Source organism: Pseudomonas sp. GV071, assembly GCF_003050835.1.
Classification (GTDB): domain Bacteria; phylum Pseudomonadota; class Gammaproteobacteria; order Pseudomonadales; family Pseudomonadaceae; genus Aquipseudomonas.
In genome coordinates this window covers 505,459-528,119 of sequence record NZ_QAOJ01000002.1, presented here as the reverse complement: position 1 = coordinate 528,119, position 22,661 = coordinate 505,459, and the positions used below count along the sequence as shown (strand labels likewise).

18 protein-coding genes are annotated in these 22,661 nt (G+C 63.8%); 11 read left to right on the top strand and 7 right to left on the bottom strand.

The window, feature by feature from the left end:
- The first annotated feature begins 195 nt into the window (after positions 1-195).
- The 3 genes from C8K61_RS06365 (at position 196) to C8K61_RS06355 (ending at position 3,649) form a co-directional block, all read left to right on the top strand.
- Entirely contained in the window at positions 196-1,038 is an 843-nt protein-coding gene (locus C8K61_RS06365) for a TorF family putative porin (protein ID WP_108095357.1), read from the top strand.
- A 66-nt stretch (positions 1,039-1,104) separates the two neighbouring features.
- A complete protein-coding gene (locus C8K61_RS06360) occupies positions 1,105-2,976 on the top strand; it encodes a CocE/NonD family hydrolase (protein ID WP_108095356.1) in 1,872 nt (623 codons plus the stop codon).
- A 67-nt stretch (positions 2,977-3,043) separates the two neighbouring features.
- Positions 3,044-3,649, top strand: coding sequence for a DUF3237 domain-containing protein (locus tag C8K61_RS06355; protein WP_108095355.1), 606 nt, complete (start codon positions 3,044-3,046; stop codon positions 3,647-3,649).
- 141 nt (positions 3,650-3,790) lie between these two features.
- Here the strand turns inward: C8K61_RS06355 and mhpT are convergent, their stop codons facing one another.
- From mhpT to C8K61_RS06335, 4 genes are all read right to left on the bottom strand, one after another.
- Complete coding sequence (gene mhpT / locus C8K61_RS06350; protein ID WP_108095354.1) at positions 3,791-4,981, bottom strand: 3-(3-hydroxy-phenyl)propionate transporter MhpT; 1,191 nt, start codon at positions 4,979-4,981, stop codon at positions 3,791-3,793.
- A 62-nt stretch (positions 4,982-5,043) separates the two neighbouring features.
- Positions 5,044-6,918 carry a feruloyl-CoA synthase gene (locus tag C8K61_RS06345; RefSeq protein WP_108095353.1) on the bottom strand — a complete coding sequence of 625 codons (1,875 nt, stop codon included), beginning with the start codon at positions 6,916-6,918 and terminating at the stop codon, positions 5,044-5,046.
- A gap of 83 nt (positions 6,919-7,001) precedes the next feature.
- Positions 7,002-8,450, bottom strand: coding sequence for an aldehyde dehydrogenase (locus C8K61_RS06340; RefSeq protein WP_108095352.1), 1,449 nt, complete (start codon positions 8,448-8,450; stop codon positions 7,002-7,004).
- Between the two features lie 27 nt (positions 8,451-8,477).
- On the bottom strand, positions 8,478-9,308 hold the full coding sequence (locus C8K61_RS06335; protein ID WP_108095351.1) for a p-hydroxycinnamoyl CoA hydratase/lyase: 831 nt from the start codon (positions 9,306-9,308) through the stop codon (positions 8,478-8,480).
- 242 nt (positions 9,309-9,550) lie between these two features.
- Here C8K61_RS06335 and C8K61_RS06330 point away from each other — a divergent pair, with 242 nt between their 5' ends.
- From C8K61_RS06330 to C8K61_RS06305, 6 genes are all read left to right on the top strand, one after another.
- Entirely contained in the window at positions 9,551-10,021 is a 471-nt protein-coding gene (locus tag C8K61_RS06330; RefSeq protein ID WP_108095350.1) for a MarR family winged helix-turn-helix transcriptional regulator, read from the top strand.
- Positions 10,022-10,025: 4 nt separating this feature from the next.
- A complete protein-coding gene (locus C8K61_RS06325; protein ID WP_256589368.1) occupies positions 10,026-11,612 on the top strand; it encodes a tannase/feruloyl esterase family alpha/beta hydrolase in 1,587 nt (528 codons plus the stop codon).
- Between the two features lie 81 nt (positions 11,613-11,693).
- Positions 11,694-12,416, top strand: a complete 723-nt coding sequence (locus tag C8K61_RS06320; protein WP_108095349.1) for a response regulator transcription factor — start codon at positions 11,694-11,696, stop codon at positions 12,414-12,416.
- The gene (locus C8K61_RS06315) at positions 12,416-13,765 is read left to right on the top strand and encodes a sensor histidine kinase (RefSeq protein WP_108095348.1); all 1,350 of its coding nucleotides are present in this window, start codon (positions 12,416-12,418) and stop codon (positions 13,763-13,765) included. The genes C8K61_RS06320 and C8K61_RS06315 overlap by 1 nt, the downstream gene beginning before the upstream one ends.
- Before the next feature lie 100 nt (positions 13,766-13,865).
- A complete protein-coding gene (locus tag C8K61_RS06310) occupies positions 13,866-16,106 on the top strand; it encodes a TonB-dependent siderophore receptor (RefSeq protein ID WP_108095347.1) in 2,241 nt (746 codons plus the stop codon).
- 69 nt (positions 16,107-16,175) lie between these two features.
- The gene (locus tag C8K61_RS06305) at positions 16,176-17,072 is read left to right on the top strand and encodes an alpha/beta hydrolase (RefSeq protein WP_108095346.1); all 897 of its coding nucleotides are present in this window, start codon (positions 16,176-16,178) and stop codon (positions 17,070-17,072) included.
- Between the two features lie 33 nt (positions 17,073-17,105).
- Here the strand turns inward: C8K61_RS06305 and C8K61_RS06300 are convergent, their stop codons facing one another.
- The 3 genes from C8K61_RS06300 to C8K61_RS06290 all read right to left on the bottom strand — a co-directional run bounded on the left by C8K61_RS06300 (position 17,106) and on the right by C8K61_RS06290 (position 20,163).
- Complete coding sequence (locus C8K61_RS06300; protein WP_108095345.1) at positions 17,106-18,185, bottom strand: polyamine ABC transporter substrate-binding protein; 1,080 nt, start codon at positions 18,183-18,185, stop codon at positions 17,106-17,108.
- Between the two features lie 97 nt (positions 18,186-18,282).
- Positions 18,283-19,134: a sugar phosphate isomerase/epimerase gene (locus C8K61_RS06295; protein ID WP_108095344.1), complete on the bottom strand. Its 852-nt coding sequence runs from the start codon at positions 19,132-19,134 to the stop codon at positions 18,283-18,285.
- 15 nt (positions 19,135-19,149) lie between these two features.
- Positions 19,150-20,163 (bottom strand): fatty acid desaturase, encoded by a 1,014-nt coding sequence (locus C8K61_RS06290; protein WP_158272502.1) that lies wholly within the window; start codon positions 20,161-20,163, stop codon positions 19,150-19,152.
- Positions 20,164-20,304: 141 nt separating this feature from the next.
- Here C8K61_RS06290 and C8K61_RS06285 point away from each other — a divergent pair, with 141 nt between their 5' ends.
- Together C8K61_RS06285 and C8K61_RS06280 are read left to right on the top strand one after the other, a co-directional pair.
- Complete coding sequence (locus tag C8K61_RS06285) at positions 20,305-21,198, top strand: LysR substrate-binding domain-containing protein (RefSeq protein ID WP_108095342.1); 894 nt, start codon at positions 20,305-20,307, stop codon at positions 21,196-21,198.
- Positions 21,199-21,407: 209 nt separating this feature from the next.
- On the top strand, positions 21,408-22,637 hold the full coding sequence (locus C8K61_RS06280) for an EAL domain-containing protein (protein WP_108095341.1): 1,230 nt from the start codon (positions 21,408-21,410) through the stop codon (positions 22,635-22,637).
- The last annotated feature ends 24 nt before the right edge of the window (positions 22,638-22,661 follow it).

Here is a 22,661-nt window from a genome sequence, read left to right as displayed (position 1 = left end):
AACCACGCACAACCAGAATCGTTCTAGCCAACCACCTCACCAGCACCTGACAACACCAAGCCTCAGCCACTTTTCGGTTCGCCTGCGCACGAGCCAGGGCCTTGTCATGCCCGGAAAAGTGAGCAGGCAAATAACAAGAAAAAGCAGATCGACCTCTTCTCTGCCAAATAAATCAGAACAACGGAGCAGAAGTACATGAACAAGATTGCAACCCGGGGGTTGGCCGGCAGCCTGCTCGCCCTCTCCCTCTGTGCTCAGGCCGTCGACTTGACCCCGGAGACCATGCTGGACATCAACCTTGGTATCGCCAGCGACTGGCGCGTGGGAGGTCTCTCACTGAACATGGGCGGCGCCCCCGTCTACCAAGGCAACGCTACCCTGGTGCACAAGCCGAGCGGCCTGTACTTAGGCGCCTACGGTGTATCCGTCGACATGGACACCGAGGCCAACCGCGAGATGGGCTACTACGTCGGCATTGGCCGGCCGATCACCGAGGACACCCGTTACTCGCTGACCTACATCCGCTACGAGTACCCCGGCGACAGCTGGATCAACTTCGACGAGTTCATCGGCACCCTCAGCTACCGCCAGGCCACCGTCGGCGTGAAGTACGCCTGGGACCTGCAGACACCCAAACCGGTCGACGATGCCAACAAGGACATTGCTGCTGCACATGCGGCCCAGGCAGCCGGCCAGATCCCGCCATGGGTACAACTGCCAGGCCTCATTCCCGAGCGTGACCCGCACCGCACCATCGGCTGGGCTGAGTACGACTTCTACCTGCCCTATGCCACCAAACTGAACGTGCGCTACGGCCACACCTGGACGCCTGACGAAAACGCCTGGCGCTCGGGCAGTGGCAACACCCGTAGTGGCTACAGCGACTGGGGCGTATCCCTGACCAAGCGCATGTGGGACTTGGAGTGGAAGGCCGCCTACATCGACACCGACCTGTCCAAGGCCGAGTGCCAGAACAACTTCGGCAAGGGCGGCGACTGCCAGGCCACCGTCGTGTTCTCGGCGATGAAGAATTTCTGACTCGTAGCGGCAGACATTTCTGCCGTCCAGACCTAGAGAATACCTAGCCAATACTGAGGTTCAGTTATGCAGATCCCCCCTATCAAGCATGCCCTTGGCCTATGCGCCCTCTGCGCCGCGTTGCTGATGGCCGGCTGTAACACCCAACCACCGATGGAAGGTCCGCCGCCTGCCGATCGCAGCTTCCAGGCCTTCTGGAGCAAGCGCGTTACCGGCTATATCACCGCAGCCGATGGCACCGAGTTGCGCTACTCGGTACTGCTGCCCAAGGGCGCAGGCAAATTCCCCGTCTTGATCCGCTACAGCGGCTACGACTCCGGCAGCATCGGTGGCTCGGCTTACCTGGCCGACAACGAGACCTTCTCGGTCGCAATGGACAAGGACCTGGTCGAGCGCGGCTACGCCGTGATGGGCGTACAGGCCCGTGGCACCGGCTGTTCACAGGGCACCTTCGACTTCCTCGGGCCACAGTACGGCACCGACGGTCGCAGTGCCGTGGAGTTCGCAGCGCAGCAGAGTTGGTCCAACGGTAGTGTCGGCATGTTCGGCTGGTCCTGGGCCGGCATGTCGCAGCTGATGACCGCCACCGAACGCCCCAAAGGGCTCAAGGCCATTGCTCCAGGCATGATCCTCGGTGACCCGCGTAGCGACAGCTGGGCCCCGGGTGGCGTGCCCAACCAGGAGTTCACCACGACCTGGCACTGGTTCGTCGACATGCGCTGGGACGCGGTCAAGGCCAGCGCCGAAACAGAGAAGGACAAACGCTGCCTGGCCCAGGTCGAAGCGAACAAGGCGAAAGTGGTCAGCTCCTCGCTGATGTACAACCTGATTCGCCACCCGCTGCGCGATGAGTGGACCAAGCAACGCGAGCCGCGCAATCGTGCCAACGAGGTGCAGGTGCCGGTGCTGTCCATGCAGAGCTGGCAGGACGAAGCGGTACTGGCCCGCGAAGGCTACTACCAGGAACGCCTTGACCCGAAACTGTTGTGGATGGTGCAGTCGAGCGGCGGCCACAACCTCTACGAGTCGGAGCACTTCCGCAAGGAGAAGCTGTATCCCTTCCTCGACCATTTCGTGAAAGGTGAGCAGAACGGTTTCGAGAGCACCAAGCGTCTGGAAATTTGGCAAGAGACGGTGGCTGATGTCCGCGAAGGTCGCCATCAACCGAACGAGACGGCGAACCCTGGCTGGACCATCGAGCGCGACCACTACCCGCTTGCGGTCAAGCCGGTGAGCTTCGCCTTGAGCGAAGACGGCGAGCTGATCGAGGGCGGCCAAGGCAGCGGCAAGCCGGACGCCTACCTCTACCCGATCCCCGGCCCGGACGTGAACACCTACCTCAAGGACAACGCCTGGGGCTGGCAGCATCCGCTGTGGAAACAGGGCAGCCTGGCCTACACCAGCGCGCCGTTTGAGCGTGACTTCCTCAGCTACGGCACCGCCAGCGCAGATATCTGGCTGTCCACCTTCCTGGCGCCTGATACGGACGTGCAGGTGACCATCACCGAGGTGCGCCCGGACGACAAGGAAGTATTCGTCCAACGTGGCTGGCTGCGCATGTCCAATCGCAAGCTGGACGAGAGCAAGTCCACCGAACTGCGCCCTTGGCTGGTCGACGAGCCGGATGCCATCCAGCCGATGCTGCCGAACGTACCAGCCCTGGGCCGCGTGGAAATTCCACCGTTCTCCCACCCGTTCCGCAAGGGGTCCAAGCTGCGCATCTGGATCGACGCGCCTTCGCGCACCGGTGGCTACGGTTTCGCCTACTACTCGCTGCAGAGCCGCAACAGTGTGTACCACGACGCGCAGCACCCCTCGCGCCTGGTACTGGGCGAGCTGACCGGTGTAACCGCGCCGCAAGCGCTGCCAGCCTGCGACACGCTGCTCAAGCAGCCCTGTCGCCACAACCCGCTGTCGGCCTTCAGCCGCCCGCTCTGATGCGTTAATACAACGCCACCCCCGCCTGGCGCGGGGTGGCTTCCCATCGAGATTCGAGACTGCACGAATGAATGTACTAAACACCCACCGCAACACCCTGCGCCTGTTCGGCGCTCTCTGCCTGGCCATGACTACAGCCTGGTTGCCGCCAACCCAGGCCAACGAGCTGAAGGAGAAGATCCCCAACCGCCTGACCGACGACCTGGTTTTGCAAATCAACGTGCAGCTCGGCCAACGTGAAGAGATGGGCAAAGGCCCGGATGGCCTGCGCCTGAACTACCCGATTGTCGGCGGCACCTTTGTTGGCAAAGACATCGACGGCAGCGCCATGAAAGGCACCGTGGTGCCCGGCGGTGCGGACATGTCGGTGATGCGCGAGGACGGCGTTACCCGCATCAACGCCCTGTATCGGCTGAAGACCGATGACGGTCAGATCATCATCATCGACAACGCCGGCATCTGGCGCCTGAACGAATCCGGCCTGGCGAAAAAAGCCAAAGGCCTGGAGCTCAAGGACATGAAAGAAACCGACTTCTACTGCCGCACCGTGCCTGCGTTCAAGACTCAACCGGGTAAGCATGCGTGGATGAACGACTACATCTTCGTCGGCACCATTGATGGGGTGAGCGAGCATGAAGTGTTGATCAGCGTGTACCGCATGGACGGAGTGTAACCCGCGTACCGGGCACACCCTTGCGGTGTGCCCTTTTCCCCCAAAGCATCGCGGCTGAAGCCGCTCCCACAAGGATCGAGTTGTTTGTGGGAGCGGCTTCAGCCGCGATGCTTTTTGCTGTACCCATCAGATACTCAGGAATCAGGCGTTGTGGTCACGCTTGAGCAAAACCGCAGCAGCACAGGCGGCAATCGCCACCAGGGGTGAGGCCGCCAGCAGCAAACCGCTGACCCCTGCCCCCGCCGCTAGCAATTGCCCGGCGGCCAACGGCCCACTCATGGAGCCCAAGCGCCCGACCGCGACCGCCACACCCACGCCGGTGGCGCGCACCTGGGCGGGGTAAAGACGTGGCGCCAGCGCATACAAAATCAACTGCCCACCAACGGCGCAGGCACCCGCCGCCAGGCCGGCGGCGTACAAACCCTGAAGCTGCTCGGTGGTGCCCAGCGCCAGCAACGCCGCTAGCATGCCGGCGTAGGCCAGGAGCACCGCCAACAGCGCTTTGCCCTGGTCCATCAACCGCCCGGCCAGCAACGAGCCGGCGACGCCACCGATGTTGAACAGCACCTGAATGGTGGCGGTATCCAGACGGCTCAAACCGCGTTGGATCAGCAAGGTCGGCAGCCAGTTGAGCAGCATGTAGAGAATGGTCAGGGTGCAGAAACAGGCGCCCCACAACAGCAGGGTAGACAGGCCTCGACGTTGGCCCAGCAGCTCCTGGGCGATGCTGCCCAATGGCACCGCCTGCCCCTGGCGCACCGCGGGAGTGGGCAGCCAGCGCAGCAACAACAGGGCAATCACCAGGGGCGCCACGCCGCCGACGTAGAACACCAAACGCCAATCGCCGCTGACCGAAAAGATCCCGATCAAGGCCGCGACGGCGCCTCCCAGCGGCACCCCGCAGTAGGTCAGGCTGACGGCCAGGTTGCGCAAACCTGGGCTGGCCACTTCCGACGACAAGGCGATCAGAATCGGCAACGCCGCGCCCATGCCCAGGCCGGTGACCAGCCGCGCGGCCAGCAGCTGTTCATAACTCGCGCTATGGGCGGTGAGCAGGGAGAACGCGCCGAACAACACCACGGCGGCAATCAGCACGCTCTTGCGGCCAAAGCGGTCGGCCAGCCAGCCGCCAAACACCGCACCGGGCAACAGGCCGAACAGTCCGGCACTGAACACCCAGCCCAGGGAGGCTGAACTCAGGTTGAAGCTCTGCGCCATGGCTGGCGCGGCGACGCCGACCGCTTGCAAGTCCAGGCCTTCGAGCATGGCGACGATAAAACACAGGGCGATGGTGCGCAGCGACGCGTCGGTCTGCGCGTAGGAAGTGGGCATGTGAACCTCGATTGTTATTGTTGTGTGCCGCGCCCCTGCGTTGGCGCAGGGGCGGGAATAGCTCAGGCCTGGGCGCGAATGATCTGGATCGCCTGGCCGCGGTACAGCGCTTCCACCAGCGCGCTGCGGTGCTGCAACACCGCCCGCTGGTTGATCGAGCCTTTGTCAGTGATTTCGCCACGGTCGATCGACGGCGGCTCGCTCAACAGGCAGATCCATTCCAGGCGCGTGGCATTGCCGGTGGCCTGACGGTTGAGGCGCTGCAGCCAGGCGGCGAACCAGCCGCGCACCCGCTCATGGGCCAGCACCTGGGCATCGCCCGCTGCCGCCGGCAAACCGGCCAGTGCCCGGCAATCCGCCAGGCGCGGAAACACCAGCAGGCCCAGGCACTCGCGGTCCGGCCCAGCCACCACCACGTCCTGCACATAGGGCGCACCATCCAGCACCGCGCGGTTGCGCAGCGGGCCGACGCTGACGAACACCCCCGAGGACAATTTGAAGTCCTCGGCAATTCGCCCGTCGAACATCAACCCCAAATGCGGCTGCTGCGGGTCGGCAAATTTCAGCGCATCACCGGAGCGGTAGTAGCCCTCGGCGTCGAACGCCTCCAGGGTTTGCTGCGGCGAACCCCAATAGCCGGCCATGATGTGCGGGCCACGGAAACGCGCTTCCAGCTTGCCGTCCACCGGCACCAGTTTGATCTCGCAGCCGGGCGCCGGTAGGCCGACGTAACCGGCCACGGCTAGCGGCCCGGTGGTGAAGGTGCAGGACGGCGACGCCTCGGTCATGCCCAAGCCCGCCATCATGCGGATGCGCTCGCCGCAGTGCTGCTCGGCGACCTTGTCGAGGCGGTCCCAGATGCTTTGCGAGAGGCCGGCGGCGGCAAAGAAAAACAGCGTGACCTTGGCAAAAAAGCGCGCACGCAATTCGCCGTCCTGCTCCAACGCCGACACCAATTCTTCCCAGCCTTTGGGCACGGTGAGGTAGGCGGTGGGCGAGATGTCCTTGAGGTTGCGCAACGTTTCGGCCATGCCTTGTGGCGTCGGCTTGCCGTTGTCGATGTACAGGCTGCCGCCGTTGTAGAGCACGATGCCAACGTTATGGCTGCCGCCAAAGGTGTGGTTCCACGGCAGCCAGTCGACCAGCACCGGCGGCTGGCGGGCGAACTCGGGAAAGGTCTGCAATAGCATCTGCTGGTTGGCGCAGAGCATGCGTTGGGTGGTGGGCACCGCCTTCGGCAACTTGGTGGAGCCGGAGGTGAACAGGAACTTGGCGATGGTGTCCGGGCCGGTGGCCTCGAACGCCAGATCGGCGGCCTCGACGCTGGCCGTATCGAGCAGCTCGGCCAACGCACGGCTGTGGCGACCGGGCAGCTCGCCACGGCTGAACAGCAGGGGCACGTCCGCCGGTAGCAGCTGCTCGATGGCGCGCTGAAACGGCTGCGCGTCAGCGGCAAACACCAGGCCGGGCTGCAGCAGGCTGAAAATATGCCGGAGCTTTTCCAGGTCTTGCGAGAGCAGCGCATAGGCCGGCGACACCGGGCAATACGGCACGCCGACATACTGCGCGGCGAACGCCAGTTGCAGGTGGTCCAGGTCGTTGCCGGAAAGAATCACCAGCGGCCGCTGCGCGCTCAGGTCGTAGCTCAACAAGGCCTGACCGATGGCGCGCACGCTGGCCAACATCGCGCCATAACTCAGGGTTTGCCACTGGCCGTCGGCGCCACGCTGGGCGGCAAAAACTGCCTGCGGTTTAACCTGTGCCCAGTGCACCAGGCGGTCGAGTAACCGCGCGGGCAAGGGTTGCAGGGGTTCCTGCGGGCTCAGGTAAATCGTGCCGTCGGCGCGCGGGGTGATGGCCACCCCCGGGCTGCCGACAGCCACTTCGCGATAGCGCACCACGGGGTCAGCGTGGCTTGCTACTTGATCTCCATTCACGTGCCTTTCCTCTGTCCGGCGCCCGCATGGGGGCGCTGCATTGTTCTTGTTATGCCGGGTGCTGCTGTCAGATCGGATGCGATTTAAATCGGGTAATGGCGGGGGCCGTTCTGCACCGTAATCCAACGCAATTGGGTGAAGTGTTCGATGGAAGCGCGGCTGCCAAAGCTGCCGTACCCGCTGGACTTCACCCCGCCAAACGGCATCTGTGCTTCGTCATGCACGGTGGGCCCGTTGATATGGCAAATGCCCGATTCCAGCCGCTGCGCCAGCGCCAGAGCGCGCGACACGTCGCGGCTGAAAATCGCCGCCGCGAGGCCGAACTCGGAGTCATTGGCCAGGCGCAGCAGCGCCTCATCGCCCTCACCGCGCAGCACCACGGCCACCGGCCCGAACGACTCTTCCCGGTACAAACGCATGCTGGTGGTGACACCATCGAGCAGCACCGGCTGCATGATGCTGCCCTGCAAACCGCCGCCCGCAGCCAGACGTGCGCCCTTGCCGAGGGCATCGTCGACCAGGGCTTGAATACGCTCGCCAGCGGCGGCATCGATCAGCGAACCGAGCACTGCGTTGGCATCCTCCGCCGGGCCGGCGCGCAGCTCAGCGACCTTGGCCGCCAGCTTGCTGACAAAGGCATCGGCCACCTTGGCATCGACAATCAGGCGCTCGGTGGACATGCAGATCTGCCCCTGATTGAAGTACGCGCCAAAGGCCGCAGCAGCGACGGCGGCATCCAGGTCGGCGTCCTCCAGCACCAGCAGCGGCGCCTTGCCACCCAGCTCCAGCAACGCCGGTTTCAACTGCCGCGCACACAGCTCGGCAACGATGCGGCCGACATGGGTGGAGCCGGTGAAATTCACCCGCCGTACCGCCGAGTTGGCGATCAACCGGGCGACGATGGCGGGGGCGTCCTCGGGGGCATTGCAGATCACGTTGACCACCCCGTCGCCCAGCCCGGCGTCGTGCAACACCTGGCCGATCAGGCGGTGGGTAAACGGGCTGGCTTCGGAGGCTTTGAGCACCACGGTGTTGCCGCACGCCAGGGGCATGGCCAGGGCGCGCACGCCGAGAATCACTGGCGCATTCCACGGCGCAATACCAAGCACCACGCCGCAGGGCTGGCGCAGGCCCATGGAAAAACTGCCAGGCACATTGGAGGGAATCACCTCGCCGAGAATCTGCGTGGTCATCGCCGCCGCCTCGCGCAACATGCCGGCGGCCAACTGCACATTGAATCCATACCAGTTGGCCGCAGCGCCGGTTTCACTGGCCGCGGCCATGAATTGCGGCGCGCGTGCTTCCAGCAGTTCGGCGGCCTTGAGCAAGCGCAAACGCCGCTCACCCGGGGCCAGTGCAGCCCAGGCCGGGAACGCGGCGTGCGCGGCAGCGACGGCCGCGTCAGCATCGTCCAGAGTGGCTGCCGCGACCCGCGACACCACCTCGCCGGTGAACGGGCTGAGGCGGTCAAACGTACGGCCATCGGCCGCAGGCTGCGCATTACCGGCAATCAACAACGGCACGTCGAACATGGAACACCTCCTGACGTATTGGCGAGATCAGCGTTTATAGGTTTGCAGGCCCGGCTTGATGCTCTTGTCGTCGAGGAACTGTTTCATGCCCTCTTCGCGGCCCCCTTCGGTGTCCAGCAGGCGCGACTGGTCGAGCTTGGCGTACAGGTAGTCTTCGTTCTGTTCCCAGGTCAGTTCGCGGCAGCGCTTGAAACCGATCTTCGCCGCGCGCAGCACCACCGGGTTTTTCTCCAGCAGGTTTCTCGCCAACTCGACGGTGGTTTCGCGCAGCTGCGCCAATGGCACGCTCTGGTTGACCAGGCCCATGGCCGCGGCTTTCTGCCCGCCGAAGGTCTTGCCGGTCATGATGTAGTACAGCGATTCGCGGTGGCCGCAGGTGTCGGCCATGGCCTTGCTCACCAGGTTGCCCGGCGGAATGCCCCAGTTGATTTCCGACAGGCCAAAGGTCGCCTCGTCGGCGCAGATCGCCAGGTCGCAGGCCACCAGCGGGCTGAAACCGCCCCCAAAACACCAGCCGTTGACCATGGCGATGGTCGGCTTGCTGTACATGCGCAGCAGCTTCCACTGCCAGTACGAGGCTTCACGACGGATTTTCTCCTGGAGAATTTCCGGGCCGGCGTCCACTTCGCGGAAGTATTCCTTGAGGTCCATGCCGGCTGTCCACGACTCACCGGCGCCAGTCAGCACCAGCACGCGGGCATCGGCGTCCTGCTCGAGGGTTTCCAGCACGTCGGCCATTTCGCGGTTGAGGGTGGGGCTCATGGCGTTGCGCTTTTCCGGCCGATTGAGAATGACCCAGGCAATGCCCTCGTCCAATTCCACTTTCACGGTCTGCCAACGGCCTTCATAGGTACTCATCTCACTGCCTCATGTCTGGGTTAGATGAGGCGAAATTAAGCCGCTTTTTTAGTTATGTCAATTAACTATATTTTCATTATGACCCGGATTTTATTAGCTTCTATTGGCCTTAAATTGCGATAAACCCCAATAAATGCTGGGCCTAACTGTTAACACAGATAACCAAATAGCAAAATCCGCGGTGCAGCCCAGCGAAAAAATTATTAACATGCCTAACCAGTTTTCCCGCCCAGGACCTTTTCATGCCCCGCAACGCCAAAACCCAGGCACAGCCCGCCGACCCGGCCACGCTCGATAGCGGCCTGGAAAATCTGGTGGGGTATGTGATGCGGCGGGTGCAATTGAAGATCTCCCAGCACCTGGCTACTCGCCTGGAAGAACACGCCATTCGCCCGGCGCAGTTCACCGCGCTGAGCATCATCGAACAATCGCCTGGGCTCATGCAGGCCGATCTGGCCAAAGCGCTGGCCATCGAGCCGCCGCAAGCGGTGCTGATGGTGAACAAACTGGAAGAGCGCGGCCTGGCCATGCGCGTGCGCAGTAATCCGGACAAACGCTCCTACGGTCTGTTTCTCAGCAAGGCCGGCGAGCAACTGCTGAAAACCCTCAAAGACGTGGTGGTGCAAAGCGACCTGGACGCCACCGCTGCCCTCAACCCCGACGAACGCCAACAGCTGTTGGGCTTGCTCAACCGCCTGTACCGGGAGGGCTGAGGCCGTGCTCCGCGGGGTGCTGCTCCTGCTGGTAATCGCCTCCGGGTTCGCCAGCGCCCAGCCGGTGGCCAAGCCAGTAATGACCTGCGCCGCGCTGGCCGGTGCCGACCTCAGTGCCATCGGCGGCCCTGGCAGCCAGGTGCGCACGGCCGTCGAAAGCAGCGCCAAGGACATTGCCGTGTGCGACGTCGAAGGCGTGCTCGCCCCTCACATCGGCTTTCGCCTGCAACTGCCGCTTCACAGCTGGACCGGACGCTACCTGCAGTTGGGCTGTGGCGGTTTTTGCGGGCAGATCTCGCTCAACCCGTTCGTTGCCGACGGTTGCGCGCCGTTGGCCACTGGCGGCTTTGCCCTGGCCTCCACCGACATGGGCCACCAAAGCGCCGGCGGTGCGTTTGGCCAGGACCCACAGCAGCGCATCGACTTCGCCTACCGCGGCGTGCACCTCACCGCCCTGGCGGCGAAGCAGTTGATCGCACGTTTCTACGGGCAGGCGCCGCAGTTTTCCTATTTCAGCGGCTGCTCGGACGGCGGCCGCGAAGCGCTGATGGAAGCGCAACGTTACCCGCACGATTTCGACGGCATTCTCGCGGGCGCGCCGTCGCTGATCTTTGTCGTGCAGAACGGCCTGTACCACCCGTGGCAAGCCACCGCCAATCTGGACGGCAACGGCCAGCCGGTGCTGCTGGCGGCGAAATTGCCGCTGCTGCACCAGGCGGTGCTCACCCAATGCGATGGCCTGGATGGTCAGGTCGATGGTCTGCTCAATGACCCACGCGCCTGTCAGGTCGACCTCAGCGTGCTGCTGTGCAAGCCTGGTGAGCCGCCGTCGACGTGCCTGAGCAGCGCCGAAATCGCCGCTGCTCAACGCCTGTACGACGGCCCGCATGACCAAAAGAGCGGCGAACGCCTGACCCTCGGCGGCCCGCAGCCGGGTTCAGAATTGGCCTGGGCCGGGCTGTTCGTGCCCTACCAGGCCGAGCAACCCACCGGCAGCCAATTAGTGGCCAAAGAAGCGTTGCGCAACGTGGTGTTCGAGCCCAACCCCGCCACTGACTTTAGCCCCGGCGACCTGCACTTTGCTGCCGCCACCCTCGACAGACTGCGCATCACCCACCCGCTGTACGACGCCAGCAATCCCGACCTTTCCACCTTCGCTGGCGCCGGCCACAAGCTGCTGCTCTGGCACGGCTGGTCGGACCAGCACATCACCCCGCTGAACAGCATCGCCTACCACGAAGCGCTGCAAAACCAGCTGGGCAAGGCCACCACCGAATCGTTCGAACGCCTGTTTATGTTGCCCGGCATGTACCACTGCGGCGGCGGCGAAGGCTTGGCGCAGATCGACCTGCTCACCCCGTTGATCAACTGGGTGGAACAGGGTCAGGCGCCCGAGGTGATCCTCACCCGCAATCCCGCCACCGGCGCCAGTCGCCCCGTTTTTCCGTATCCCGCGCTGGCCACGTACGACGGCAGCGGCGATCCGCAGCACGCCAGCAGCTACCACGCCGGCCCGCCGCTGGTGACTCCAGCGCCGGTGCGTTGGCTGGGTTCGGATTTGCTTACGCCCTATACGCCACGGCAACGTTGAGGCGGCGCGTGGCCGGGTAATGCCTGAGTGCGGCAAACGGCCGATTGCCAGAATCGGGCGACAAATGCGATAGTTGCAGTTGTGAAATATTCTCATCTAGACCACCCTGCCCCCACACCTCGCCTGCTGCTGGTCGAAGACGACCCACGCCTGCGCGAAGACCTGGACCAGCATTTCCGCCAGCGCGGCTTTGCCGTCACCACGTGCGGCAACGGCTTGCAGGGCCTGGCCGCCGCGCAACAACAGCCCTTCGACCTGGTGCTGCTGGACATCATGCTGCCCGGCATGGACGGCCTGCAGGTGCTCGACAGCCTGCGCCATCAGCACGGCACCCCGGTAATGCTGATGTCGGCCCTCGGCGCCGAGCAGGACCGCATTACCGGTTTTACCCGGGGCGCCGATGACTACCTGCCCAAGCCCTTCAGCCTGGCTGAACTGGATGCGCGTACCAACGCCCTGCTGCGCCGCGTGCACCTCGACCAACGCCAGCCGGCACCCCGTGTGGATGCCCGGCTGCAGTTCGACGACCAGGCCCAGGACGTCAGCCAGGACGGCCGCACCGCCGGCCTGACGCCCTCCGAATACCGCCTGCTCGCCACCCTGCATACCCATGCCGGCGAAGCGCTGAGCAAGGTGTTTCTGTACCAGAGCGTGCTGCACCGCAACTACACCCGGCTGGACCGTGGCCTCGATGTGCACGTGTGCAACGTGCGTCGCAAGCTGGCCGACATAGGCGTTCAGCATCTGCAGATTCAGGCGGTGCGTGGCCAGGGCTATTTGCTCGTCGAAGCCGCAACCGCCTGATGCGCCGTCACCCGCTGCTGTGGAAGCTGGCACTGGTGCAGATTGCTTTCTGTGTGCTGCTGACCTGGCTGATCTACATCTGGGGCCTGTCGGTGGAACGCAGCACCTACTTCCTCGCCCCGCCGGATCGCGACTACCTGGCCCAGTACGCACAGCAGGCCGAAGCCGTTTGGCAGCTGCAGGGCGCCGCCGGCGTGGAGCGTTTTCGCACGCAACTGGCAGACAAGGAAAACACCTGGGTGGCGGTGCTCGGCGATCACCTGCAAAGCCTCGGCAGCACGCCGCTCACCAGCGCGGAATATAGCCACCTCACCTATATGCGCCGCCTCGATTGGCCGATGAGCCGGCGCCTGCAAAACGAGCTGCCCTTCGTCAGCATCGATTTTCCCGAACACCCCGAGCAGGGCCGCCTGGTGATTCAGTTGCCGGAACGTCTGCTGCCCAGTGGCCTCACGCCCTGGACCCACCTGATCACCCATGGCGTGGTGCCGGCATTGCTCGCGGCGTTGCTCGGCTTGCTGATTTACCGCCACCTGGTGGTGCCGCTCAACCGCCTGCGCGACCGCGCCGATGCGTTGCGCGCCGATGAGCTGGATAACGCGCCGCTGAGCATGCCGCTAGCCAACCGCCGCGATGAGCTGGGCGAGTTGGCCCAGGCCCTGGAACACATGGCCGAGCGCCAACGGCAAAGCCTGAGCCAGCAGCGCTTGCTGCTGCGCACGTTGTCCCACGAACTGCGCACGCCGCTGGCAAGGTTGCGCATCGCTCATGACAGCGCCCTGGCACCGGAGCAATTGCGCCAGCGCCTGGACCGCGAAATCGATGACATGCAGCGCCTGTTGGAAGACACCCTATACCTGGCCTGGATGGACACCGAACGCCCACAGCTGGAGACCGAGCCGGTGTTGGCGCTGTCGGTGTGGGAAGCGCTGCGCGAAGACGCCTGCTTCGAAAGTGGCTGGGCGGCCGAACGCCTGCCCTGCTTGCTGGGGGTCGAGTGCCGGGTGCAGGTGCACCTCGACAGCCTGGCACAGGCGCTGGAAAACCTGCTGCGCAATGCCATCCGCCATTCCCCCGCCGGCGGCACCGTGACCTTCGGTGGTGAGCGTGATGGTGACTTCTGGCACCTGTGGGTGCGCGATCAGGGCAGCGGCGTGGCCGAAGCCGATCTGGAGAAAATCTTCCAGCCTTACCAGCGCCTGGAGAGCAGCGCAGGTGAAGGTTTTGGCCTTGGCCTGGCCATCGCCCGCCGCGCCATCGAGATGCAAAACGGCAGGTTGTGGGCGAGCAATGCGGCGCCCGGTCTGTGTTTGCACCTGCACTTGCCGGCGGCACCAGCGGTTAACTGACAAGCCGAAGTGTTTAGAAAGTTAATGCGCTTGCCTCTTAATTGCGAGCTCTTATCATCTGCGATCTTCCGCTACCCGCCGTATTGCCCGGAGATCCCCGATGTCGTCACGCGCGCTCACTGCTGCCCCCTTCCTGCTATTGTCCAGCTACCTGCTGGCCGCCAGCGTGCACGCTGCCACTGCGGCGCCGAACGACACAGCGCTGGAGCTACAAAGCACCTCGGTGGTCGCCACGGCGGAAGAAGAAACCAAGCAGGCGCCCGGCGTGTCGGTGATCACCGCCGAGGACATCAAGAAGCGCCCGCCGGCCAACGATCTGTCGCAGATCATCCGCACCATGCCTGGCGTCAACCTCACCGGTAACTCCACCAGCGGCCAGCGCGGCAACAGCCGGCAGATCGACATCCGCGGCATGGGCCCGGAAAACACCCTGATTCTGGTCGACGGCAAACCGGTCGGCAGCCGCAACTCGGTGCGTTACGGCTGGCGCGGCGAGCGCGACAGCCGCGGCGACACCAACTGGGTGCCGGCCGATCAGGTCGAGCGCATCGAAGTGATCCGCGGCCCGGCCGCCGCCCGTTATGGCAACGGTGCCGCCGGCGGCGTGGTGAACATCATCACCAAAAAAGCCAGCGCCGAAACCCACGGCAACGTCACGGTCTACAACTCCTTCCCGCAGCACGGCGATGAAGGCGCCACCAAACGCATGAGTTTTGGTCTCAATGGCCCACTCACCGACAGCCTCAGCTACCGCGTGTACGGCAACGTGGCCAAGACCGACTCGGACGACTGGGACATCAATCAGGGCCACGAATCCACCCGCATCGGCAACCAGGCCGGCACCCTGCCGGCTGGTCGTGAAGGCGTGCGCAACAAAGACGTCAACGCCCTGCTCAGCTGGCAGCTCACCCCCGAGCAGAGCGTGGAGCTGGAAACAGGCTTCAGCCGCCAGGGCAACATCTACACCGGCGATACCCAGAACACCAACAGCAATGCCACGGTGAAAAGCCTTTTGGGCGAGGAAACCAACCGCACCTACCGCGAAACCTATGCCCTCACCCACCGCGGCGAATGGGACTTCGGCAGCTCGATGGCCTACCTTCAATACGAAAAAACCCGCAACAAGCGCATCAACGAAGGCCTGGCCGGCGGCACCGAAGGCATCTTCTCCAACAGCGACTTCTACGAGTCCGTACTGCGCGATCTTTCTGCCCATGGCGAAGTGAACCTGCCGCTACAGACGGGTGGCCTCGACCAGACCCTGACCCTGGGCAGCGAATGGACCCAGCAGAAACTCGACGACCCCAGTTCCAATACCCAGTCCACCAGCGAAGGCGGCGCCGTCAGCGGGTTGACCAGCAGCGGCCGCAGCACCGATTCGCAAGCACAGATCTTCTCGCTGTTCGCCGAAGACAACATCGAGCTGCTGCCCGGCACCATGCTCACCCCCGGCCTGCGTTTCGATCACCACAATGTGGTGGGCGACAACTGGAGCCCGTCGCTGAACCTGTCGCAGGTGCTCACCGACACCCTCACCCTGAAAGCCGGTATCGCCCGTGCCTACAAAGCGCCGAACCTCTACCAGCTCAATGAGGACTACCTGCTGTATAGCCGTGGCCAGGGTTGCTACGGGCAGACCACCAGTTGCTACCTGCAAGGCAACGATGACCTCAAGGCCGAAACCAGCATCAACAAAGAGCTGGGCATCGAATACAAACTCGACGGGGTGGTGGCGGGCCTGACCTACTTCCGCAACGACTACAAAAACAAGATCGAGTCCGGCCTGTCGCCGGTCGGCTCGGCCAGCGGTGGCACCGGCAGCTACCGCAACGCTGCGGTGTACCAGTGGGAAAACGTGCCCAAGGCCCTGGTCGAAGGCCTGGAAGGCAACCTGAGCCTGCCGCTGGCCGAAGACCTGAACTGGACCAACAACTTCACCTACATGCTGCAATCGAAAAACAAGCAAACCGGCGACGTGCTCTCGGTAACGCCGAAGTACACCCTCAACTCCATGCTCGATTGGCAGGTGCGCGAGGACCTGTCGCTGCAGCTCAGCGTGGCCTGGTACGGCAAGCAGGAGCCGAAGAAATACGACTACCACGGCGACCCGGTCACCGGCACTTCCAGCCAGTCGCTGTCGCCCTATGCCATCGCTGGCGCCAGCGGCACCTATGCGCTGAGCAAAAACCTCAGCGTGACCGCCGGCGTCGACAACCTGTTCGACAAACGCCTGTACCGCGAAGGCAACGCCCAGGGCGTGACCAACATCGAAGGCGCCGGTGCGGCCACTTACAACGAGCCGGGGCGCACGGTCTACACCAGCCTGACTGCTTCGTTCTAAACCGAACAACACCTCGCGCCAGGTGTTTTCCCGGCGCGGGCAGCCCAACAAAAAAAAGAGATTGCCCTGATGAAAGCCTTCACCTTTTGCGCCGCGCTGGCCTGGCTGCTCAGCGCTGCACTACCGGCCTTGGCGCGCCCCGAGCCGGATGCGGCGATGGACCTCAGCCTGATCCAGCGCGAGGATCTGCCCTACCGTTTCAGCAGCCAGCTACTGGATTCCGCTGACGGCCAACGCCACTACCAGATCTGGATCGGCACCCCGCGAACAGCCGTACCCGCCAAGGGTTACCCGGCGGTGTGGATGCTCGATGGCAACGCCGCCCTCGGCGTGCTCGATGAAGCCCTGCTGCAAAAACTCGCCAACGGCAAGGCACCCTTGCTGGTGGCCGTCGGTTACCAGACCCCGCTGCGCATCGAGCGCGCTGGCCGCACCCTCGACTACACACCGCAGCGTGCCGGCAGCGTCGCTCAGCCCGATCCGTTTACCGGTTTTCCCAGCGGCGGCGCCGATGTCTTTCTCGACCTGCTGCAGACGCAGATCAAACCACGGGTTGCCGCCCAGGCGCCGCTGGACCCGGACCAGCAAACGCTCTGGGGCCACTCCTACGGGGGCCTGCTGGTGTTGCATACCTTGCTGACCCGACCGACCAGTTTCAGCCACTACGCCGCGGCCAGCCCGTCGCTGTGGTGGGATGACGGCAAGGCCGTGCCGGTGCCCAACAACCTGGCCCGGCGCCTAGGTGGCGATTCGGCAGACCTGCTGCTGCTGCGCGGCGGCGAAGAACCCTTCGCCCCGCGTGGCCCGGCACAGGAACACCCGGAGCGGGCCGCGCAGCAGTTGGTGGCTGAGCTGAAACAGGTGCCCGGTCTCAGCGCCGAGCTGCATATCTTCGCGGGCCTGAGCCATGGGCAGACGTTGCCGGCGTCGCTGCGCTATGTGCTGGAATCATTCACTCAGCCATAACCGCTTCGCGCACCAAGCGATCTTGGCCGGCCCTCACTTCTGCGCGCGAAAATCCGCCCAGGCGCGGGTGCGTTCACGCAGCACTTTGGCCGGCAGCATCTCTTCACTGAACAACTTGGCCCGCACTTCCTGTGGCGGGTAAATGTTCGGGTCTTCACTCACGGCCTTGTCCACCAAGGGCGTCGACGCCTGGTTGGCGTTGGCGTAGTACAGGCTGTTGGTCAGCTCGGCCATCGATGCCGGGCGCATCATGAATTCGATAAACGCCTTGGCCGCTTCCGGGTGCGGGGCGTTGGCCGGCATCGCCATGGAGTCAGCCCATAGCAGGGTGCCTTCGCGGGGAATGCGGTAGATCACTTCGAAGTTCTGCTTGGTTTCGGCCACCTGCGCCTGCGCTGTGCTGGCGTCGCCGCTGTAGGTCAGGGCGATGCAGATATTGCCGTTGGCGAGGTCGGTGCTGAGGGTGCCGTAGCCGATATAACGCACGTTGGGGCGCAGCTTGGCCAGCAGCTGTTGCGCCTCTTTGAGGTCAGCCGGGTCATGGCTGTAGGGCGACTTGCCCAGGTAGTTGAGGGCGATGCTGAGCACCTCCTGCGGCGCATCGAGAATGGCGATGCCGCAGTCTTTGAGCTTGCTGGCGTACTCGGGTTTGAACAGCAGGTCGAGGCTGTCGATCGGTGCGTCGGGGATGCGTTTTTGCACGGCTTGCAGGTTCATCGCCAGGCCCGTGGTGCCCCAGGTGTACGGCACGGCATAGCGGTTGCCGGGGTCGACCTGGGCAAACTTGGCGAGAATTTCCGGGTCGATGTTGCTCAGGCCTTTGAGCTTCTGCGGGTCTACCGGCTGCAAGGCCTTGGCCGGCAGCAAGCGGCCGACGATGGTGTTGGTGGGGAACACCACGTCATAACCGGTGCGTCCGGTGAGCAGTTTGCTTTCGAGAATTTCCAGGCTGTCGAAGGTGTCGTAATGCACCTTGATGCCGGTCTCGGCTTCGAAGTCCTTCAGCGCCTGCGGGCCGACGTAGTCGCCCCAGTTGAAGATGTTCACCACTTTCTCTTCGGCGTGCAGCGGCAACGCCATGCCCAACAGCAACCCCAATGCGATCAGTCTCATACCTGCCTACCCCGTTAATGGTTTAGTTGTTGTGTGAAACGGGCAGTACAAATCAGCAACGCGTAGGCCGGTCTGACGCCAGCTTGAGCGGTGAATCTCAGGACGCTTGCTCGGCCTCCAGTTCGGCCCACAGTTCTTCGGCCCAGCGCTTGATGGTCAGCGCCTCCTGCCAGCGGTCCGAGAGCTCCAGGCCATCGGCACCGGTAATAGCGTAGGGCGGTGGGCCGAGTTCGCAGAGAAACACACAGGTGGCATCCGCTGCATTGCGCGCCCGCCAGTTGGCCATGCCTTGTTTCCACCAGACTTTGAACTGCTCCACCCAGGCCTGGTGCTGGGGGAAACCGATCTGGATTTGCACCTGCTCGGCCGTGGCAATGCGCCCCTGCAAACAGTCGGTGCGCTCGTGAATACGCTGGATAAATGCCTGGTCGCGGGCGCTGATCGGCAGGGGAAATTCACGGTCGACGACGAAGTGCGAAAGGTCAGCGGTCAGCTGCAATTGGGGAATCGCATCGAGCACTTCGAGGGTGTAGTACAGGTCGTTGAGAATGCCGTTGCGGTGGGTTTCGAAGAGCAGCTCGAAGCCATTTTCGCGCGCCTGCTCAAGCCAGCGGTTGATCAACGGAATGGCGCCCGCGACGCTCACCGGCATCACCTGGGCGATGGTATTGACCTTCGCCGCATGCACCTCGCGGGCAAAATCCAGCAGCGGCTGCATCTCGTCCATACGCCGCGGGAACAGGTTGACCATGCTTTTCAGCCCGTACTTGGCAAACAGCGGCACGGTCTCGCGGTAATACGGCAACTCGTCGGTATTGGGGTCCAGGCAGATGCCGGCAAACCCGGCATCGGCGGCCATGGCGAAGTTCTCTTCGTGGCTGCGCTCGGGCTTGGTGGGGTGCTTGAGCTCCATGCCCCACAGCGATTGAAACACTTCCAGTTTTTGCATGGGGCCGCTACTCGATCAAAAGGACGTCAGGAACGAAGCGGCGTTGCCGCCACTGATATGCCCGCTTTGCAGCAGCGGCAAGTAGTCCGCCGACTCCGCCGACGGACCTTCCATCATCACCACCCGCGACACCCGGAAGCGGTGGAAGCTTTTCAGCTGCGCCAAGAACGGAATCAGCATCTGCCGCTGCTCGCCATACAGCTCGCGGTGCAGCGCCGGCAGGCGATACCAGGGCGTGGTCGGCTTGGCGTGGTGGGCATTGTGGAAACCGAAATTCAGCACCAGCACGTTCACCCACGGGTGCGTTACTGACAGCGGATTGCTGAAGGTATGCGCCTGCTCATAACCGCGGTCGCCTTTGTAGGGCGCCGGGGCCTTTTCGAACAGGGTCGGCGTGCCGCCGTAGTCATGCTGCGGCGCGTCCATAAAGCGCAGCACCGTCATCATCAACAGATAGGCCACCGCGTAGAGCAACGCCGCAAACGGGAAGAACCACAGCAAGGCGGCAAACAGACTACCGCGCAGCACAATGAAACTCAGGTTACGCAGGCGCTGACTGCGGCGCTGGGGAATGATGAAGGCACCGAACACCATCACCCCGTGCATCAACACGTCGTGGGCGGGGATATAGAACCATTCGAGCACCTGGATGGTTTTCAGCACCCACGGGTGGCGGGCGAACCATTTGTCGTACTCGAACCAGATGATGTCGGCGTTATCCACGTGGTGGCGAAAGTGCTTGAAGCGGATGTCTTCGTACGTGCCGTAGCAGCTGCCAGTCACCCAGGTCAGCAACTTGCCCAGGCGGGCATTGTGTTCGTTGCTTTTGAACACCGTGTTGTGCGCGCACTCGTGCAGCAGGTAGCCGCCAATGATCATGGCGTGGGCCAGCCAGAGCATGGCCAGCAGGTTGATTGCCAAGTGCGAGCTGAACAACCCGGCAATACCCAGGCCATAACCCGTCAGCGCATAAGCCAGGGCCAGACCGTGATAAAGCGCCCCGCGCGTTTCCTTGAACAGCTTTAACACCCCGTTATCCTCCTGATCGCGCCCGCTGGCGGGCATCTGCATACGGCTCAGAGTGGCAAAAAGCCCACGCCTGGGGATATCAAAAAAAGGGTATGCCTGGTATGACTAGCACGCATACCAGACATTGCGCCGAGCCACGCCATGACCCGCTTTCCGTCCCTCGATGCGTTGCGCACCTTTATGTTGGCGGCCACCTACCTCAACGTCAGCCGCACCGCCGAAGAACTGTGCCTTACCCAGTCGGCCGTCAGCCGCCAGATCAAGCAGCTGGAAGCGCAACTCGGCGTGCAGCTGTTCCACCGCACCAACCGCGGTTTGGCGCTCACCGACAGCGGGCAGAACTACCTGCTGCAGATCCACAAACCGCTGCAGCAGATCCAGCGCGCCACCGCCGAGTTGCTGCCGAGCGCCAGCACCCTGAGCCTGTTCGTCGACGGCGCCTTCGCCCATACCTGGCTGGTCAAACGCCTGCCGCAGTTTCGCGCGCAGTACCCGGATATCGAACTGGAGCTCAAGCTCGGCGCCTCGATGTTCACCCTCACCGGCAGCCAACTGGGCAATAGCAGCGACGTGCAGATCATCTTCGGCAGCCCGCCCTGGCCGGGCTTTCACGCGCAACCGTTGCTGCGCATGGAGGAGTTCCCGGTGTGCAGCCCGGCGCTGCTCAGCGGCAGCGTGGCCCTCAAGAGCCCGGCGGATCTGCTCAACCACACCCTGATCCATGAAGGCGACCGCAGCACCTGGCGACGTTGGCTGGCCAGCGCCAACGCCCTGGCTTACGAAAGCCCGCGCGCCACCACCGCCCACGACTCGCTCACCTGCCTGAGCATGGCCATCGACGGCCAGGGCATTGCCATCGGCGACCCACTGACCTGCGCCGATTACCTGGCTGCCGGTCTGCTGGTGCAACCCTGCGAGCACCAGGTGGTGTTAGCGGAAACGTTCTGCCTGGTGGTCGCCGACAACCAGCGCAGCAACCCCTCTGTGCAGGTGTTTTGCCAGTGGTTGCAGGGCCTGTTCGCGCCGCTGGGCTAGCTGCAGCCCGTCGCCGAGTTGCCCGACAGCAACGCAAAATCTCCAACTTTCTGCGCGCGCCGCGATCCACAGGCAACCAAGGGCCGCGCCGTTTGACACTCGCCTGCATCCGGTCGCAAACACGGCAAAAAAACTCGCTGACCGCAGTGGCCAGCCGCCGTTTTTAGGGCTTTAGTTTCAGGTGATCTCTGTATGTGGAGGCTCATGGAATGACTGCCGCGCAACTCGCTGACCTTATCGCGCTAAGGCCGCAAGGTATCTCGGATTCCAGCTACATCGACCGCGTGATCAAAGCCCTGCGCACGCACTTGGGGCTGGACGTGGCGTTTATCGCGCAGTTTCGCGTTGAAGACCGGGTGTTCACCCATGTCGACGCCGAGGGCCCCGCCCCCATCAACCCCGGTGACACCCTGCCGCCCGACGCTGGCTACTGCCAGCGCGTGGTCGATGGCCTGCTGCCGGAATTGATCGCCGACACCTCCCTGTGTCCGCTGGCCATGGAGCTGCCGGAGACCACCGCGCTGCCCATCGGCTCCCACCTGAGTGTGCCCATCTGGCTCGGCGATGGTCGCCTCTACGGCACCCTTTGCTGCTTCGGCTACACCGCCGATCCCAGCCTCAGTGAGCGCGATATCAGCGTGATGCGCGTGTTCGCCGAGCTGATCGCCGACCAACTCGACAGCGAACTCAAGCGCGTGCGCGACCGCGTGCAAAAACACCGGCGCATCTCCGAGGTACTGGCCAGCGACCAGCCAACCATCGTCTACCAACCGATTCTGGCCGCGCAGAGCCTGGAGCTGTGCGGCTGGGAATGCCTGGCGCGGTTCAGCACCCAACCGCAGCGCAGCCCTGACCAATGGTTTCTCGAAGCCGCCGAAGCCGGCCTGGGCGTAGACCTGGAACTGCGCGCCATCCAGCTGGCCGTCAAAGCCCTGCGCGAACTGCCGGGCCACACCTACCTGGCGCTCAACTGCTCGCCGCAATTGGTTTACAGCGGCCGCCTGACTGCGTTTTTGCAAGACCTGCCGCCGCGCCGCCTGGTGCTGGAAATCACCGAACACGCCGCCGTCGCCGACTACGTGCGCCTCGAGCAGGCCCTGGCACCGCTGCGCCAACGCGGGGTGCGGCTGTCCATCGACGACACCGGCGCCGGCTACGCCAGCATGCGCCACATCCTCGAACTGAGCCCCGACATCATCAAGCTCGACATGAGCATCACCCAAGGCATCGACCACGACTTCAAACGCCGGGCATTGGCGTCTTCATTGATCGCCTTTGCCCGGGAAACCGGCAGCAGCGTAGTGGCCGAAGGGGTGGAAACCCAGCAGGAACTCGAAGCGCTGCGGGCGTTGGGCGTGCACAAGATTCAAGGCTACTTGCTGGGGCGGCCGCAGCCGTTGGCTGAGGCGCTGGGGGCGATGCGCTCGAAAGTCGGCTAGGCCCGCTCGCCCACCGCGGGAAAA